The sequence below is a fragment of the Actinomadura sp. K4S16 genome (genome assembly GCF_008327685.1).
Classification (GTDB): Bacteria; Actinomycetota; Actinomycetes; order Streptosporangiales; family Streptosporangiaceae; genus Spirillospora.
In genome coordinates, this window is the sequence record NZ_BDDE01000025.1 from 121,511 (window position 1) to 138,823 (window position 17,313).

A 17,313-nucleotide genomic window follows, 5' to 3' on the forward strand; every position below is an offset into this window, starting at 1 on the left:
CAAGACCGGAATAGCGAGGAATCCATGCACACCAGCGTATCCAGGCGCCGCCGCGGCGCCATCGCGGTCGCTCTCGGACTGTCCGCCCTGACCGCCGTCCAGGCGGCCCCGCTCGGTTCCGCCTACGCCGAGCCGGGCCGCGAGCCGGGCCGCGAGTCGGCCCCCTGGGAGCGGTACAACTTCTCCCCGTCGTCGCGGACGCTCTCCCCGGTGTCGGTCTTCAAGACCACCGGCACCGTGGCGGACCAGGACGCCGTCCTGAAGGGCGGCGCGACCAGCCTGACCGGCGCCGGATCGTCCGTCACGCTCGACTTCGGCAAGGAGGTCAGCGGGCTCACCACGCTGCGCTTCGCCGGGTCGGACGGCCCGCAGAAGGTCGGCGTCGCGTTCTCCGAGTCGTCCACCTACGTGGACACGACGAGCGACGCCTCCACCGGAGGCCCCCGCAGCCGCGACGGCGCCCTCACCGTGGACGTCGACGGCGCCACGTCCTACACCACGCCCGCCGAGCTGCTCCGCGGCGGCTTCCGCTACCTGACGGTCTTCCTGCAGTCCGGCGGCCGGGTCGACCTGGACAAGGTGTCGCTGCACTACACCCCCGCGCCGACGATGAAGGACCCGTCGAAGTACGCCAACTACTTCTACTCGAGCGACGATCTGCTCAACCGCATCTGGTACGCGGGCGCCTACACCGTCCAGCTCAACACGATCTCGCCGAAGACCGGCCGGGTCTGGGAGCCCCCGGCGGCCCTGTGGGACAGCACCGGCGACATCGGCGTCGGCGACACCATCCTCGTGGACGGCGCCAAGCGCGACCGGACCGTCTGGCCCGGCGACCTCGGCATCGAGATCCCGAGCGCCTACGCGGCGTTCAACGACACCGAGTCCGCCCGGAACGCGCTCACCACCGTCTACCAGGCCCAGCGCGACACCGGCGAGCTGCCCTACGCCGGCCCCGAGCTGAACAAGTGGGGCTCGGACACCTACCACCTGTGGACCCTCGCCGCGAGCTGGGACTACTACCACTACACCGGCGACGCGGGCTGGCTGTCCGGCGTCTGGGGCCGGTACCAGAAGGGCGTCGACTTCATCGCCAGGAAGATGGACGACAAGGGCCTGGTGTCCATCACCGGGACGTCCGACTCCGTCCGGATCCTGGCCAAGGGCGAGAACCTCATCGCGAACGTGCTGATGTGGCGCGTCCTCGACAGGGGCTCGCAGCTCGCCAAGGCGCAGGGCGACGACGCCCTGGCCGCGTCCTATGCCGAGCGGGCCGCCGCGCTCCGCACCGCCATCAACGCGAACTTCTGGGACGAGGCCGCCGGCGCGTACAAGTTCTACCCGAACTCGCCGATCCACCCGCAGGCGGACAATGCCCTCGCCGTCTGGTACGGCCTCGCCGACCAGCGGCAGGCACGCCGCATCAGCGAGTCCCTCAAGGGCAACTGGAACGAGATCACCTCCACCGCGCCCGAGAACAAGGGCAACCCCGGCGTCTTCTCCGGATCGATGGAGGTGAACGCCCACTTCGCGGCGGGCGGCCAGGCCGCCGACCAGGCCGGCGTGGACATCATCCGCCGCCAGTGGGGCTACATGCTCGACCACCCGCAGGGGACCGGCAGCACCTTCTGGGAGTCGTTCCGCAACCCGGGGGACGGGTGCGTCTTCTGCAGCTCCTACGTCAGCCTCGCGCACGCCTGGGCGACGGGCCCGACGCCGGCCCTCACGTTCTCCGTCCTCGGCCTGAACCCCACCGGGACGGGCGGACGGTCGTTCGACTTCGTCCCGCACCCGGCCGACCTCACGTTCGCGCAGGGCCGGATCACCACGACGGCCGGCGCGGTCGACGCCTCCTGGAGGGTCTCCAACGGGACGTACACCGCGCACCTGAAGGCTCCGGGCACCACCGTCGGCCGCGCCGGCGTGCCGACGTTCGGCGCCCGCATCGAGGTCCGGGTCGACGGACGCCTCGTCTGGGACGGCACCCGCGCACGGGCCGCGGGCGTCCGCAGCGACGGCGAGTACGTGTACATCGAGGGCCTGCGCGGCTCCCACCGTCTGCGCAGCGACCGCGCATGACCGCCCTTCCAGGAGTCCCCTTGCGCAGGCCATTGCGCGGCCTCGCGGCCGCGTCCATCACCGTCGCCCTTCCGATGACCTTCCTGTCCGCCCCCGTGTACGCGGACGCGGAAGCCCACGTCACCCGCATGAAGACCGCCGACCTCAACCAGGCCCTCGGCATCGACGACACGACACCGCCGCTGACCTGGCAGTTCCAAGGCGGCCGGAACGTCGCCCAGACCGCCTACCAGATCCAGGCCGCCACCAGCGAGAAGGCACTGCGGGACGGCCGCGCCGACCTCTGGGACTCCGGCCGGGTGGCCTCCGGCGGCCAGCGCGCCGTCTACGCGGGCAAGGAGATCGGCAGCCGGACCCGGGTGTACTGGCGCGTCCGCGTCTGGACCGGGCCGCGGCCCTCCGGCTGGTCGTCGCCGTCCTGGTTCGAGACGGGCCTGACGTCCCAGAACGACTGGCGGGGCGGTTGGATCGGCCAGAAGGACTGGCAGGTCGCGGGCAAGAAACCCGCCCCGATCGTGGTGAAGCTGCCGAAGACCACCGCGCGCTACGTCCGCCTGGACGTGACGAAGCTGGGCCTGCCCAAGGTCGAGCAGCTGCCGGACAAGACCTGGCGGCTCCAGCTCGCCGAACTGGAGGTGCGCAGTTCCGGCGACCCGGAGACCAACCTCGCCAAGGGCAGGACCGTGACCGCGTCCGACAACGGCGGCAACGTCAACCGCAAGTGGTTGACCCGCTACCTGACCGACGGCACGCAGACGACCAACCAGGAGTTCGCCGGCTGGTCGAGCTCCGCCTACGGCAAGGCGGACGTCTCCGACAAGCCGCTCACCCTCACCGTGGACCTCCAGGCGGCCAAGGACTTCGACGAGGTCCTCCTCTACCCGCGCACGGACCAGGGCATCGAGGGCGGCAAGGTCCCGTACGCGCCCGTCGACTTCTCGGTCGCCGCCTCCGACGCCGCCGAGGGGCCCTTCACGACGAGGGCGGCCGTCACCGGCCAGGAGCCGCCCGAGTCGCCCGTCCCCGAGGCCCTGCCGATCTTCGCGAAGGACTTCGGGCTGCCCGGCGGCGTCCGCAGCGCCCGCCTCTACGTCGCCGGCCTCGGCGTCTACGAGGCCCGGCTGAACGGGCGCCGCGTCGGCGACGCCGAACTGGAACCGGCCAACACCGGGTTCAAGAAGCGCGTCCAGTACGCGACCTACGACGTCACGAACATGCTCCGCTCCGGCACCAACACGCTCGGCGTCGAGCTGGGCAACGGCATCGCCAACGTGATCTCGACCCCCGACCGGTACCGCAAGTTCACCGGGACGATCAGCGACCCCAAGCTGATGGCCCAGCTGGAGGTCGCCCTCTCCGACGGCCGCGTCGTGCGGGTCGCCAGCGACGGCACGTGGAAGACCGTCCTCGGGCCCGTCACGTTCTCCAACTGGTACGGGGGCGAGGACCACGACGCCCGCCGCGAGCGTCCCGGCTGGGACAGGCCGGGCGCGTCCCGCTCCGGTTGGGAGGCGGCCGTCCCCGTCGCGGCGCCGGGCGCGCTGAGCGGCCGCACGGCCGAACCGGTCCGCGTGGTCGAGACGCTGGAGGGCCGCCAGGTCGGGGCGGGTGACGGCTACCGGGTGTTCGACGTCGGCCGCAACATCGCGGGCCGTCCCGAGATCACCGTCGAGGCCCCGGCCGGGACGTCCGTGCGGGTCCTGCCGTCCGAGAGCCTCAAGGACGGCCGCGCGTTCCAGTCGATGAGCAACGTCGGGGCGCCCATCTGGGACGAGTACACGACGCGCACCGCGGGTTCCGAGACGTGGCATCCGCAGTTCTCCTACCACGGCTTCCGCTACCTGGAGGTGCGCGGCCTGCCCGAGGGCGCGACGATATCCGTGCGGGGGCAGGTGCTGCGCGCCGACAACGACTCCGCGGGCTCGTTCAGCTCGTCCAGCGACCTCCTCAACGGCATCCACGGGCTGATCCGCCGTGCGATCGAGGGCAACATGACGAGCGTCCTCACCGACTGCCCGAGCCGGGAGAAGCTCGGCTGGCTGGAGCAGACCCACCTCGTCGGCGACGCGCTCGCCGCCAACTACGACGTGCACGCCCAGCTCCGCAAGATCGTCCAGGACATGGCGGACGCGCAGACCGAGACCGGGCTCGTCCCGTCCACGGTCCCCGACTACACGGTCCTTCCGGGCACCTACAGGGACGACTCCAACTGGGGCGGCGCGTTCGTCGCCGTCCCGTGGCAGCTCTACCTGAACTACGGCGACACCGAGACCATGCGGACGTACTACGACGCGATGAAGCGGTACGCCGCGTACATCGAGGGCCGCGTCTCCGACGGGCTGACCGACTACACCCTGGGCGACTGGTTCACCCCCGACCGCACGTTCCCCAAGGTCGTCTCGGGGACGTACGGCTGGTGGCGGATCGCCGACACCATGTCCAGGATCGCAGGCGCGCTGGGCGACGAGGCGGGCGCCGCCGCCTACCGCGCCAAGGCCGACAGGAGCGCCAAGGCCCTCTCGGACAAGCTCTACGACCCCGCGACCGGCACCTTCGGGGGCGGCGGCCAGGGCGCCGAGGCCATCGCGCTGGACATGGGGGCCGTGCCCGCCGACCAGCGCCAGAGGCTGCTCGACCACCTGGTCGGCAGCATCCGCGACGCGGGCCACCACCTGCTGCTCGGTGAGATCTCGCTGCCGTCGGCGTTCCGGGTCCTCCCGGACGAGGTGATCTACAAGATCGCGACGCGGACGGACAGCCCGAGCTACGGGTACCAGGTCGTCCACGGGAACACCGCCCTGGGCGAGTCGTGGGACGGCGGCGCCGGCCAGTCGCAGAACCACTTCATGCTCGGCTCGATCGACTCCTGGTTCTCCGGCCGCCTCGCCGGCATCCGGCAGGCGCCCGGCTCCGCCGGGTACCGCGAGCTGGTCATCGACCCGGCCGTGGTCGGCGACCTGACCAGCGCCTCCGCCACCCGGCGGACGCCGTTCGGCGAGGTCCGCTCCTCCTGGACGCTGGAGGACGGCGAGATCACCCTGAAGGTCACGGTCCCGCCGGGCAGCACCGCCCAGGTGCACGTCCCGGGCACCGCCGAGCCGACGACGGTCGGCTCCGGCACCCACACCTTCCACGGCACCGTCTCCTGACGCACCATCCGGTGGGCCGCGCCCCGCGGCCCACCGGACCGGCGCCTTGCCTGCGGTCACGAATATTGATAGTCAGAGACTGTGACTAAAGATGGACGGGACCGCGCGGCCCAGGGGCGCGGCGCCCCCGACCTCGGCATGCTGGCGGGTCAGCTGATGCGGGCGCTCCAGGAGGAGCTGTTCCACCGGCTCGCCGAGGAGGGGCACCCCGACGTCCGGCCGCGGCACGGAACCGTCCTCGCCTTTCTGGACCCCGCGGGCGTGCGCGCGACCGAGCTGTCGGCCCGCTCCGGGCAGCACAAGCAGATCGTCGGCACGATCGTGGACGAGCTGGTGGAGCTCGGGTACGTCCTCCGCGAACCCGACCCCGCCGACCGCCGCGCCAAGCGGGTCGTCCCCACCGAGCGCGGACTCGACGAGATCGCCAAGGCCCGCGCGATCCTCGCCGGCATCGAGGACCGCCACCGGCGCGCCCTCGGCGACGAGCGCTACGCCGTCTTCAAGGACGCGTTCCACGAGATCGCGCGGTCACAGCGCGCCTGGGACCGGGACGCCTGACGCGGCCTCCGGGCCGGGGCGCGGTCGCCCCGCCATGTTTGACGGCACGTCGCTGGGCAGGAGAGCGCACGGCACACAGTCGAGGAAGGAGGGACACCGTGACCGTACCGAAGGTGGATCTCATCGACGGGACCGCGATGCCGCAGCTCGGCTTCGGGGTCTTCCAGGTGGGGAACGACGAGGCCGAGAGCGCCGTGGCGACCGCCCTGCGGAACGGCTACCGCAGCATCGACACCGCGAGCGTCTACGGCAACGAGGACGGCGTCGGGCGCGCCCTGCGCGCGTCGGGGCTGCCGCGCGAGGAGCTGTTCGTCACCAGCAAGGTGTGGAACAGCGACCAGGGCTACGACGACACGATGCGCGCCTACGAGGCGAGCCTGTCCCGCCTCGGCCTGGAGTACCTGGACCTCTACCTCATCCACTGGCCGATGCCGGGCCGCGGCCTGTACCTGGAGACATGGCGGGCGCTGGAGCGGCTGAAGCACGACGGCCGGGTCCGGTCGATCGGCGTCTCCAACTTCACGGTCGAGACGCTGCGCCGGATCCTCGACGAGGCCGACGTCGTCCCCGCCGTCAACCAGATCGAGCTGCACCCGTACTTCCAGCAGGACGGGCTGCGCGCCTTCCACCGAGACCACGGCATCCGCACCGAGGCGTGGGCGCCGCTCGGGCAGGGCCACGGGCTCCTGGACGACCCCGCGCTCGACCGCATCGCCCAGGCCCGCGGCCGCACTCCCGCGCAGATCGCGCTCCGCTGGCAGTTGGAGATCGGGAACGTCGTGATCCCGAAGTCGGTGACGCCCTCCCGGATCGCCGAGAACATCGACGTGTTCGGGTTCGAGCTGACGACGGACGACATGAAGGCGATCGGCGAGATGGACAAGGGCGTCCGGTTCGGGCCCGACCCGGCGACCTTCGAGACGGACTAGCTCAGCCCGCGCCGGGCCGCGTCAGCTCCCCGACGCCGACGAGCCCCGCGAACTGCTCGCCGTCGGTCTTGACGCCCCCGTCCAGCCATTCGCGGGGACCGGTGAGCCCCGGGTGCAGCAGGTCGAAGCCGTCGAAGAACTCCAGGATGCGGGCGCGGGGACGGGCGCCGAGCCGCGCGCTGGCGTCCTTGTAGACGCGCTCGGCCTCGGCCATCCGCTCGGGGAAGGCGTCCGACGCCAGGTGCGAGAGGATCAGGCGGCTGCCGGGCGCCAGCGCGTCCCGGTAGCGGGCGACGAGCGCGTGCGGATCTTCGGCGTCGTCCACGAAGTGGAGCACCGACACCAGCAGCAGGGCCACCGGCTCGGAGAAGTCGAGCAGGTCGGCCACGACCGGGTGGCCGAGGACGTCGTCCGGGCGGCGCAGGTCGGCCTCGGCGAACCCCACGTTCCCCGCGTCGGCGAGCAGCGCCCGGCCGTGCGCGCACACGACCGGGTCGTAGTCGACGTAGACGACCCGCGAGTCCGGGCGGGCCGGCGTCGCGGCCTCGTGCACGTTCTCCCGCGTGGGCAGCCCGGACCCGAGGTCGAGGAACTGCCGGATCCCGGCCCCGGCGGCGTCCCGCACCGCGCCGCCGAGGAAGGCGCGGTTGAGCCGGACGCCCCGCACCACCCGCCCCTCGGAGATCTCCACCACGCGCTGGGCGGCCTCCCGGTCGGCGGCGAAGTTGTCCTTGCCGCCGAGCCAGTAGTCGTACATCCGCGCCACGTTGGGCGAGGAGGCGTCGAGACCGGCGGAGGCCCCGCCCGAGAAGTCGGTCACCGGCTCATGATCGGGCAACGGCCCCCGGGCGGCAACACGAACGCCGCATCCGGCCCGGTGACCGCCTGGGAACCCACGTGGTCGTGGCTTTAAGTAGCGATACGTAACGTTCCGTGCATGGGGGAGGAGCAGGGGACCTGGACGGGGCCGGGCGGGTTGCGGGTGACGGCGGTGCGGCTCACCGGCGCGCACCGGGTGTGGGCGGACTTCGCGGGCGTGCGGGGCGCGACCGCGCTGCTGGTGACGCGGGACGGCGTGCCCGTGGGCCGCGGGTACTACCCGTCGGTCGCGGAGCTCGCCGAGGTGGTCGACCTCGCGGAGCTGCGCTCCGGGTGAGCGGGTTGCGCGGACGGCCCCCGCGCGTGTAGTCGGTTACCCGTGGAAGAGCGCAGGTGGGACGTGGCCGTGGTCGGATCGCTCAACGCGGACCTCGTGGTGGGCGTGGAGCGGCGGCCCGCGCCGGGGGAGACGGTGCTCGGGTCCGACCTGGCCACGCATCCGGGCGGCAAGGGCGCGAACCAGGCGGTCGCGGCGGCGCGGCTCGGCGCCCGGACCGCGATCGTCGGCCGGGTCGGCGACGACGGGCACGGCGAACTGCTGCGCGGCGCCCTGGCCGCCGACGGCGTGGACCTCGCGCACCTGGTGACCACGCCGGGCGTCCCGACCGGCGTCGCGCTGATCACGGTCGGGCCGGACGGCGACAACAGCATCGTCGTCTCGCCCGGCGCCAACGCCCGGCTCGGCCCCGCCGACGTCGAGGCGGCCCGCGCGCTGATCGAGAGCGCGCCGGTGGTGTCCTTCCAGATGGAGGTGCCGCCGGCCGCGGTGGAGGCCGCCGCCGGAGTCGCCGCCGGGGCGGGCCGCCGGGTCGTGCTCAACCTCTCGCCGGCCGCGCCAGTCCCGGACGACCTGCTCGCCCTCTGCGACCCCCTCGTCGTCAACGAGCACGAGGCCGCCTTCCTGCTCGGCGGGAACGGCGACCCGGCGCGGATGGCGGCGGCGCTGGTCGAGTCCGGGGCGCGCTCGGCCGCCGTCACGGTCGGCGCCGACGGCGTCGTCGTCGCGGACGGCCGGGGCACGGCCGCCGTCCCGTCCCCGCGGTCGGAGGCGGTCGACACCACCGGCGCCGGGGACGCCTTCACCGCCGCGCTGTGCCTGCGGCTCGCGCGCGGCGACTCCCTGCGGGACGCGGCCCGCCTCGCCACCCGCGCGGGCGCCGCCGCCGTCCGCCGCCGCGGCGCGCAGAGTTCGTTCCCCACGCCGGACGAGCTGCCCGCCCTCTAGCTCAGCGGTCCGTCCGGGCGCGCAGCCGGTACAGCTCGTCGGCGGCGTCGTGGACGTCCGAGCCCAGGTCGAACGCGCTGAGCAGGTACAGGTCGTCGGCGGTCTCGATCTCCAGGATGCGCGTGTGCAGCAGGAGCCGGCGCCGCTCGTCGACCCGGATGGAGACCACCTGGTCCCAGCGGAGGCGGCGGCGCCCGGCGTAGCCGGTCACGACGGTGAGGCCGTCGCCGTCGGCGGCGAGGCGGACGGGGGCGACCAGGTCGCGCAGCGCGAGCGCGTTCAGCCCGATGGCCGCCGCGCCCGCGAGGAACAGGAACTGGGGGTCGTGGGAGTACAGGACGAGCAGCGCCGTGACGGCGGCCGCGGCGGCGCACTTGACCACCACGTGACCTGGCGGTACGCGCCACCGCCGCTCCTGACCCGGCTCCATGCCCGAGACCATAGCCGCACCCGGGGCCTGCCCGCGCATCGGAGCGGTCCGATACCGTCGGGGCCATGCGACTCGGTGTGCTGGACGTGGGCTCGAACACGGTGCATCTCCTCGTGGTGGACGCCCATCAGGGCGCGCGCCCCCTCGCCGCGTACTCCCACAAGGCGGAACTCCGGCTCGCCGACCACCTGGACGGCGACCGGCTCTCCGAGGAGGGCGAGACGCTGCTGCGCGACTTCGTCGACGAGGCGCTGCAGGTCGCCGAGGACAAGGGCGTCGAGGACCTGGTCGCGTTCGCCACCTCCGCCGTCCGCGACGCCTCCAACGGCGAGGAGGTGCTGGCGCGGATCCGCGAGGACAAGCGGATCGACATCCGGGCGCTGTCCGGCGAGGAGGAGGCGCGGCTGACGTTCCTCGCCGTCCGCCGCTGGTTCGGCTGGTCCTCGGGGCGGCTGCTGGTGGTGGACATCGGCGGCGGCTCGCTGGAGGTCGCCTCCGGCATCGACGAGGAGCCGGACGTGGCGTTCTCCCTGCCGCTCGGCGCCGGCCGGCTCACCCGCGACCGGTTCACCGCCGACCCGCCGCCCGCCGAGGAGGTCCGCGGCCTGCGCCGGCACGTCCGCACGGAGATCGCGCGCCGGGTCGGGGACGTCGCCCGGTACGGGCCCCCCGACCACGCGGTCGCCACGTCCAAGACGTTCAAGCAGCTCGCCCGGATCGGCGGCGCCGCCCCCACCGGCGACGGGCCCTACCAGCGGCGCGTCCTGTCCGGCGGTGACCTCACCGACTGGACGGACAAGCTCGCCGCGATGCCCTCCGCCGAGCGCGCCGAGCTGCCCGGGGTGTCCGAGCGGCGCGCCGCCCAGCTGCTCGCGGGCGCGATCGTCGCGGACGCCGCGATGGACCTGTTCGAGCTGCGGGAGCTGGAGATCTGCCCGTGGGCGCTGCGCGAGGGCGTCATCCTCCGCCGCCTCGACATGATCACCGGCTGAGCGCCGGCGCTCCGAGCACCGGGCCCGCTCTCACGACCAGTTCGGGTGGCCGATCACCGCGCCCTGGGGCGTGAGGACGCGGTCGGCGGAGCCGTCCGCGCGGACGGCGTGGATCACCGGGTCGGCGACGTCGCCGCGCACGTAGGCGAGCCACCGGCCGTCGGGCGACCACGCCGGGTCCATGTCGCGGTCGGTCCCGGACGTCAGCGCGTGCGCGCCGGATCCGTCGGCGTTCATCACCCAGATGTCGCTCGCGGTGGCCGGGCCCCGCACGTAGGCGATCTTGGAGCCGTCGGGGGACCATTCCGGGTCGACGGCGCGCTCGCCGTCGCGGGTGAGCCGCGTCCAGGCGCCGCCGGGGCGATCGGCGTCCATCGTGTAGAGCTGCTCCACGTCGCTGTCGCGCTTGCTCCAGAACACGAGCTTGCCCTTGGCCGACCACATCGGGTCGTCCTTGACCGAGTCGTCGGTGGTCAGCTGGGTGGCCGGGCCGCCGCCCAGCGGGAGGGAGAAGATCTGCCGGACGCCGTCCTTCACGCCCATGTAGGCCAGGCGGGTGCCGTCGGGCGACCACGCGACGCGGGTGCCGCGCACGATGCCGGTCACCTTCCGGGCGCCGGACCCGTCGGCGTTCATCGTCCACGCGTCGGCGCTCCGGTCGTCCATCCTGGTGAACGCGACGCGCCTGCCGTCCGGTGACCGCTCGGGGAGGATGTCGCAGCTCGGCCCGCGGACCAGCGTCTTCGCGGACGGGTCGCCGGGCCTGTAGACGCCGATGTCGGCGTTGCAGGTCTTCGGCCACCCGGGCGCCGTGTCGATCCGGACGAACATCGGCGAGGTCGGGAGGGCCGCCGCGGCGGCCCCCGCGTTCCGCGCGCCGCCGGACGGCCGGCCGACGAGGTAGACGGCGCCCGCGATCCCGGTGACCAGCAGCCCCGCAGCGGCCGACGCGGCGAGCACGGTGCGCCGGGACGCTCCCCGGCGCGCGACCGGATGCTCCGGCAGCTCCCGCATGGTGGGCGGGTCGGTGCGGCGCTCGTACACGGGCTCGGTGCGCGGCTCCGGCTCCGGCCGCCGGGCCGGGACGTCCTGGAACGTGGCCCCCGGCCCGCCCGGGAACGGCGCACTCGGTCCTCCGGCGGCCGGGGCCGGCGGTCCGGCGGGCGAGGCCACCGGTCCGGCGGGAGGCGGGGACGTCCACGCCTCGCCCAGCTCGGTCGTCACGGCGGCCTCGCCGGACCCGCCGACCAGCGCCAGCAGCAGGTCGCGGGCGGTCGGCCGCTGCGCGGGGTCCTTGCGCAGCGCCGCGCGGACGAGCCCGGACAGCGACGGCGGCAGGTCGCCGACCTCGGGGTCGGCGTGCACGGCGCGGGCCGCCATGATCTGGAACGAGCCCTGCCCGAACGGGTTGCGCCCGCTGGCGGCGTACGCCACCAGGCAGCCCCAGGCGAACACGTCCACGGCCGGGGTGACCTCCTGCGTGGTGATCTGCTCGGGCGCGATCCAGCCGGGCGTGCCGACGACCTGCCCGGTCCGGGTGTGGGAGGAGGCCATGTCCAGCGCGCGGGCGATGCCGAAGTCGATCACCCGCGGGCCGGAGATGGACAGCAGTACGTTGCTGGGCTTGAGGTCGCGGTGCACGAGGCCGGCGCTGTGGATGGCGACGAGCGCGGCGGCGACCCCGACCGCGACGCCGTGCAGCATCCCCGGCGAGAGCGCGCCCTTCGCGCTGACGTGCTGGAGCAGCGAGGGCCCGTCGATGTACTCGGTGACCATGTAGGCCAGGCCGAGGTCCTCGCCGTGCTCCAGGACCTGCGCCGTGCAGAACGACGCGACGCGCTGCGCGTTGGCGGCCTCGTCGTGGAAGCGCGCGAGGAACGTCCGGTCGCCCGCCAGCTCGGCCCGGACGACCTTGACCGCCACCGCGCGGCCGTCGGGATCGCGGCCGAGGTAGACGGCGCCCATGCCGCCCTCGCCGATCTTGGCCTCGATCCGGTACCGGCCGATCCGGGTGGGGTCGTCCGGGCGCAGCTCACCCAGGGTGGTCGCGTCCATCGTCAATTGCCTCCGAGAAGACCGCTGGCCTTGGCCGGTGGGGGTGTGGCGGGCCGGGCCGGAGTTGCCTGGCGTGGCCAGCGTGTCTCCCCGAGCGGATATGAGCCGGGCGTGTATATCTGGGCTGTGGCTGTGGCTGTGGCTGTGGGCAGAAGGGTTCGCCGGTTGTCCGGCGGTGTGTAGGGCCTCGGGCTGCACGTGGTGCGGTGCCCGAAATGCCGCCGTCCGGTCTTCGGCGGCCAGGTCGCATCCGGCCTGGACGAACTGACCCGGATCACGGTTGACGAACGGGGGTGGGAGATCGTGCCGGTGGAACGTCCCTCGCACAAGGGGGACGGGCCGTGATACGCGCCTACAAGTTCCTGCTCCGTCCGACCTCGCGCCAACGACAGGCGTTGGCCGAGATGCTGCGGGACCACCGGTCGTTGTACAACGCTGCGCTCCAGGAAAGGCGGGACGCCTACCGGCACCCGTCCAAGACCACGATCCGGTACGGAGAACAGTCCGCGCAGCTCAAGGAGATCCGGGCGTTCGACCCCGAATGTCAGGGCCGCTGGTCGTTCTCTTCGCAACAGGCCACCCTGCGCCGGTTGGACAAGGCGTTCGCCGCGTTCTTCCAGCGACTCAAGAACGGTGCGAGCCCCGGATACCCGCGATTCAAGGGCACCGGGCGTTTCAACACCGTCACCTTCCCCAAAGACGGTGACGGGTGCCGCTGGGACTCCACCCCGCACGATCGGCAGACCCGCGTTCGGCTCCAGGGCGTCGGACACGTCCGCGTCCACCGCCACCGGGCCGTCCAGGGCCGTGTGAGGACCATCAGTGTCAAACGCGAGGGCACCCGCTGGCACGTCATCATCGTCTGCGCCGACGTCCCTGCCGAGCCGTTGGACCCCACGGGCGCGGTCACGGGGATCGACATGGGCGTGACTCATTTCCTGACCACCGCCGACGGCGAGCACGTTCCCAATCCCCGGTTCCTGGGCGCGGCGGCCACCGAGCTGGTCGAGGCCCAACGGCACCTGGCGACGTTCCCGAAACGGACCCGGCAACGCACCAAGAGGCACCGGGCCGCCGTCCGCAGGGTCGCCAAGCTCTACGCCAAGGTCCGCAGGCAGCGCTTGGATCACCACCACAAGACCGCATTGCGGCTGGTCCGCGACCATGACGTCATCGCACACGAGCAGCTCAACACGGCGGGTATGGTAAAGGCACCCGCACCCAAGCCCGCCCCCGGCAACGGCGGCGCGTTTCTGCCCAACCGCGCCGCCGCCAAGGCCGGGCTTAACCGCAACATCTTGGACGCGGGTTGGGGGCAATTCCTGACGATCCTTGCGAACAAGGCTGAGAGCGCCGGTCGCCATGTGATCGCGGTGGACGCCCGCAACACTTCCCGCACGTGTCCCGAATGCGGGCACGTCAGCGCGGAGAACCGCGTCACCCAAGCCGGTTTCCGATGCACCGCATGCGGGTTCGCAGCCAACGCCGACCACGTCGGTGCATTGAACGTCCTCAACCGGGCCGGGCTGGCCCGCTGCGACGTGGCCTGGCCACCGACGCAGGAAGCCCGCGCGTTTACGCGTGGGTGGAGTCACGGAGTCTCACCTTCCGCCCCAGCCACGTCTTGGCGACCGCCCCACGGCGGCACGCGGCCCCAACGCCTCCATACGATGTCAGAGGACGCGGTGAGGTTCTAGCGCGGGCGCCCCGATCTCGTTTCAGTGGAAGTTGCGGGCCCGGACCCGGCCGGGCACCGGGAGCCGCCGCAACCGCGTCGCGCGCACGTTGGCGACCCCGTCGGCGCGCTCCAGACGGCCGCTGACCAGCAGCGCCTGCGAGTCGACCGCGAGGCCGCGGAACCGCTGGAACACCTGCGGCGGGCACACCACGTTGATGATGCCGGTCTCGTCCTCCAGTGTCATGAACACGATGCCGCCGGCCGTCGGCGGGCGCTGCCGGTGGGTGACGAGCCCCGCGACGACGACGTTGGTCTCGCCGGGCGTCTCGGCGAGGCGCGCCGACGACAGGGCGCCGAGCTCGTCCAGCGCGTCCCGGACGTGCGCGACCGGATGGGTGTGCGAGACGCCGGTCGCCCACAGGTCGGCGAGGGTCTCCTCGATCGGCGTCATCGCCGGCAGGGCGGGGGCCGCCGCGCCCGGCGTGACGCCTTCCAGCCGTCCGGGCCCGGAGCCCGCCAGCGCGCCCGCCGCCCAGAGCGCCTCGCGCCGCGACAGGCCGAACCGGTCGAACGCGCCCGCGGTGGCGAGCGCCTCCAGCGCGCCCGCCGACAGCGGCACGCGGCGGGCGAGGTCCTCCATGTCCGTGTAGGGGCGGCCCGCCGCGATGGCCTCGGCGGTGTCGTCCCCGAGGTTGCGGATGCCCGCCAGCCCCAGCCGGATCGCGGGCTGCGGCGCGGCGGGCGCGTGGGGATGGCCGGAGTCGACCTCGACGGGCTCCTCCAGGGCCGGGTGGACGCCGCTGGCGTTGACGTCCACGCCCCGGACGACGACGCCGTGCCGCCTGGCGTCGGCCAGGAGGCTCTGCGGGCTGTAGAACCCCATCGGCTGGTTGCGCACGAGGGCGGCGGTGAAGGCGGCGGGGTGGTGGCGCTTCAGCCAGGCGCTCGCGTACACCAGATGGGCGAAGCTCTGCGCGTGCGACTCGGGGAACCCGAACCCGGTGAAGCCGAGGATCTTCTCGTACACGCTCTCCGCGACGGGGGCCGGGATGCCGCGCTCGGCCATCCCGTCCAGCAGCCGCCGCTTCAGCCGCTCGACGCGCTCGGGTGCGCGCTTGGCGCCCATCGCCTGCCTGAGCTGGTCGGACTCGGCCGGGGTGAAGCCCGCGCAGTCGACGGCGAGCTGCATCATCTGCTCCTGGAACAGCGGGACGCCGAGCGTCCGGGACAGGGCCGGCTCCATCAGCGGGTGCGGGCACTCGGCGGGTTCCAGGCCCTTGCGCCGCCGCAGGTAGGGGTGCACGGACCCGCCCTGGATCGGCCCCGGCCTGATCAGCGCGACCTCCACGACCAGGTCGTAGAACTCGCGGGGCTTGAGGCGGGGCAGCGTCGCCATCTGCGCCCGCGACTCGACCTGGAACACCCCGACCGTGTCGGCGTCGCACAGCATGTCGTAGACCTCGGGGTCGTCCGGCGGGATCGACTGGAGGTCGTAGCGGCGCCCGTGGTGCTCGGCCACCAGGTCGAAGCAGTCGTGCAGCGCCGCGAGCATCCCGAGGCCGAGCAGGTCGAACTTGACCAGGCCCGCCGCCGCGCAGTCGTCCTTGTCCCACTGCAGGACGCTGCGGCCCGGCATCGTCGCCCACTCGATCGGGCAGATCTCCCCGACGGGCCGGTCTGCGATGACCATGCCGCCGGAGTGGATGCCGAGGTGGCGGGGGAGTTTCAGCATCCGCTCGGCGAGGTCCATCACCGGCGCCGGGATGTCGGTCTCGGACCCGACCGGATCGCGGGGGTCGATGCTCTTCGACCACGCGTCCTGCTGGCCGGGGGAGAAGCCGAGCGCGCGGGCCGCGTCCCGGACGGCCATGCGCGGGCGGTAGCTGATGACGTTCGCGACCTGCGCGGTGCACTCGCGCCCGTACTTGCCGTAGACGTACTGGATGGCCTCCTCGCGGCGCCGGTGCTCGATGTCGAGGTCGATGTCGGGCGGGCCGTCGCGGCCGGGCGACAGGAACCGCTCGAACAGCAGGCCGTGCCGGACGGCGTCGACCCCGGTGATGCCGAGCGCGTAGCAGACCGCCGAGTTGGCCGCCGACCCCCGCCCCTGGCACAGGATGCCCCTGCTCCGGCAGAACTCGACGATGTCGTGCACGATCAGGAAGTAGCCGGGGAAGCGGAGCTGCTCGATGACGTCCAGCTCCCGGGCGATCTGCTCGTACGCGCCGGTGACCCGCTCCCGCTCGGGCGGCCCGTACCGCTTGAGCGCGCCCTCCTTCACCAGGCGCCGCAGCCAGCTCGCCTCGTCGTGCCCGTCGGGGACGGGCCAGTCGGGCAGCCGGGGCGCGACCACGTCGAAGTCGAACCGGCACTCCTCGGCCAGCGCGACCGTCCGCTCCAGGACGCCGGGGAAGCGCGCCAGCCGCCGCGCCATCTCCGCGCCGCTCCGCAGGTGCGCGGTGCCGCTCGCCGGAAGCCAGCCGACCATGTCGTCCAGGCCGCGGCGGGCCCGGACGGCGGCCATCGCCTGCGCCAGCCGCGCGTCGGCGCCGGGCGCGGCGAAGTGCACGTTGTTGGACGCCACCACGTCCACCCCGGTCCGGCGCGCCAGCGCGAACAGGGCGTCGTTGCGCAGGTCGTCGTCGGGCTGGTCGTGGTCGATCAGCTCGACGAACACGTTCTCGCGGCCGAACATGCCGACCAGCCCGCGCAGCTCCCGCTCCGCCGCGTCCGGCCCGCCCGACTCCAGCGCCGCCGGGACCGGGCCCTTCCGGCAGCCGGTGAGGACGGCCCAGTGGCCGTCGTGCGCACCGGCCAGCGCGTCGACGTCGTAGACGGGACGGCCTTTCAGCCCGCCCGCGAGCTGCGCGGACGTGATCGCCGAGCAGAGCCGCGCGTAGCCGGGGGCGCCCCGGGCGAGGACCAGCAGGTGCCGGCCCGCCGGGTCGGGTTCGCCGGTGCGGGGCCCCGGCAGGCCGAGGCCCAGCTCCGCGCCGAACACGGTGCCGATCCCGGCCTCGGCCGCGGCCTGCGCGAACTGCACCGCCCCGTACATGCCGTCGTGGTCGGTGACCGCCATCGCCCGCACGCCGAGCCGCGCCGCCTCGGCGACGAGCGCGCCGGGGTCGCTCGCCCCGTCCAGGAAGCTGAACGAGGAGTGGACGTGCAGTTCCGCCCACGGCACCTCCCCCTCGGCGCGGCGGGGGACGCCGGCCGGCTCCGGCGGCGGCTCGGGCGCCCGCTCGCCGGGCCGCCACGACAGCCGCCCCTCGAACTCCTTCCAGGAGATCGGCGGGTTGTGCCATCCCATCAGCCGGAGCACCCTTCGATCACAGATGG

At 73.4% G+C, this 17,313-nt stretch carries 12 protein-coding genes; 8 read left to right on the plus strand and 4 right to left on the minus strand.

Features of this window, described 5'->3' with window-relative positions:
* Window positions 1–24 precede the first annotated feature (24 nt).
* The 4 genes from K4S16_RS37450 (at window position 25) to K4S16_RS37465 (ending at window position 6,715) form a co-directional block, all read left to right on the plus strand.
* Window positions 25–2,079, plus strand: a complete 2,055-nt coding sequence (locus tag K4S16_RS37450; protein ID WP_149263826.1) for a trehalase family glycosidase — start codon at window positions 25–27, stop codon at window positions 2,077–2,079.
* A 20-nt stretch (window positions 2,080–2,099) separates the two neighbouring features.
* Window positions 2,100–5,228: a family 78 glycoside hydrolase catalytic domain gene (locus tag K4S16_RS37455; protein ID WP_200842336.1), complete on the plus strand. Its 3,129-nt coding sequence runs from the start codon at window positions 2,100–2,102 to the stop codon at window positions 5,226–5,228.
* An 81-nt stretch (window positions 5,229–5,309) separates the two neighbouring features.
* On the plus strand, window positions 5,310–5,786 hold the full coding sequence (locus tag K4S16_RS37460; RefSeq protein WP_235037328.1) for a MarR family winged helix-turn-helix transcriptional regulator: 477 nt from the start codon (window positions 5,310–5,312) through the stop codon (window positions 5,784–5,786).
* Between the two features lie 137 nt (window positions 5,787–5,923).
* Entirely contained in the window at window positions 5,924–6,715 is a 792-nt protein-coding gene (locus tag K4S16_RS37465) for an aldo/keto reductase (RefSeq protein ID WP_149263883.1), read from the plus strand.
* Between the two features lies 1 nt (window position 6,716).
* Here the strand turns inward: K4S16_RS37465 and K4S16_RS37470 are convergent, their stop codons facing one another.
* Entirely contained in the window at window positions 6,717–7,535 is an 819-nt protein-coding gene (locus K4S16_RS37470; RefSeq protein ID WP_200842337.1) for an SAM-dependent methyltransferase, read from the minus strand.
* Between the two features lie 117 nt (window positions 7,536–7,652).
* On the opposite strand from K4S16_RS37470, the gene K4S16_RS37475 reads away from it, so the two are divergent.
* Together K4S16_RS37475 and K4S16_RS37480 are read left to right on the plus strand one after the other, a co-directional pair.
* Window positions 7,653–7,871 (plus strand): hypothetical protein, encoded by a 219-nt coding sequence (locus K4S16_RS37475; protein ID WP_149263828.1) that lies wholly within the window; start codon window positions 7,653–7,655, stop codon window positions 7,869–7,871.
* Window positions 7,872–7,913: 42 nt separating this feature from the next.
* A complete protein-coding gene (locus K4S16_RS37480) occupies window positions 7,914–8,819 on the plus strand; it encodes a ribokinase (RefSeq protein WP_149263829.1) in 906 nt (301 codons plus the stop codon).
* Window position 8,820: 1 nt separating this feature from the next.
* On the opposite strand, the gene K4S16_RS37485 is transcribed toward K4S16_RS37480, so the two are convergent.
* A complete protein-coding gene (locus tag K4S16_RS37485) occupies window positions 8,821–9,249 on the minus strand; it encodes a PH domain-containing protein (protein ID WP_149263830.1) in 429 nt (142 codons plus the stop codon).
* Between the two features lie 65 nt (window positions 9,250–9,314).
* On the opposite strand from K4S16_RS37485, the gene K4S16_RS37490 reads away from it, so the two are divergent.
* Window positions 9,315–10,241 carry a Ppx/GppA phosphatase family protein gene (locus tag K4S16_RS37490; RefSeq protein ID WP_149263831.1) on the plus strand — a complete coding sequence of 309 codons (927 nt, stop codon included), beginning with the start codon at window positions 9,315–9,317 and terminating at the stop codon, window positions 10,239–10,241.
* A 30-nt stretch (window positions 10,242–10,271) separates the two neighbouring features.
* Here the strand turns inward: K4S16_RS37490 and K4S16_RS37495 are convergent, their stop codons facing one another.
* Window positions 10,272–12,296 carry a protein kinase gene (locus K4S16_RS37495; protein WP_149263832.1) on the minus strand — a complete coding sequence of 675 codons (2,025 nt, stop codon included), beginning with the start codon at window positions 12,294–12,296 and terminating at the stop codon, window positions 10,272–10,274.
* A 341-nt stretch (window positions 12,297–12,637) separates the two neighbouring features.
* Between K4S16_RS37495 and K4S16_RS37500 the strand changes: the two genes are divergently transcribed.
* Entirely contained in the window at window positions 12,638–13,993 is a 1,356-nt protein-coding gene (locus tag K4S16_RS37500) for a transposase (RefSeq protein ID WP_235037329.1), read from the plus strand.
* Between the two features lie 21 nt (window positions 13,994–14,014).
* Here the strand turns inward: K4S16_RS37500 and K4S16_RS37505 are convergent, their stop codons facing one another.
* Window positions 14,015–17,284, minus strand: a complete 3,270-nt coding sequence (locus tag K4S16_RS37505) for an error-prone DNA polymerase (protein ID WP_149263833.1) — start codon at window positions 17,282–17,284, stop codon at window positions 14,015–14,017.
* Between the last annotated feature and the right edge of the window lie 29 nt (window positions 17,285–17,313).

What these genes read in the sequence shown, in the direction of transcription:
- K4S16_RS37450 (WP_149263826.1), top strand. Translation starts at nt 25, where the DNA reads ATGCACACCAGCGTATCCAGGCGCCGCCGCGGCGCCATCGCGGTCGCT.
- K4S16_RS37465 (WP_149263883.1), top strand. Translation starts at nt 5,924, where the DNA reads ATGCCGCAGCTCGGCTTCGGGGTCTTCCAGGTGGGGAACGACGAGGCC.
- K4S16_RS37475 (WP_149263828.1), top strand. Translation starts at nt 7,653, where the DNA reads ATGGGGGAGGAGCAGGGGACCTGGACGGGGCCGGGCGGGTTGCGGGTG.
- K4S16_RS37485 (WP_149263830.1), bottom strand. Translation starts at nt 9,249, where the DNA reads ATGGAGCCGGGTCAGGAGCGGCGGTGGCGCGTACCGCCAGGTCACGTG.
- K4S16_RS37490 (WP_149263831.1), top strand. Translation starts at nt 9,315, where the DNA reads ATGCGACTCGGTGTGCTGGACGTGGGCTCGAACACGGTGCATCTCCTC.
- K4S16_RS37495 (WP_149263832.1), bottom strand. Translation starts at nt 12,296, where the DNA reads ATGGACGCGACCACCCTGGGTGAGCTGCGCCCGGACGACCCCACCCGG.
- K4S16_RS37505 (WP_149263833.1), bottom strand. Translation starts at nt 17,284, where the DNA reads ATGGGATGGCACAACCCGCCGATCTCCTGGAAGGAGTTCGAGGGGCGG.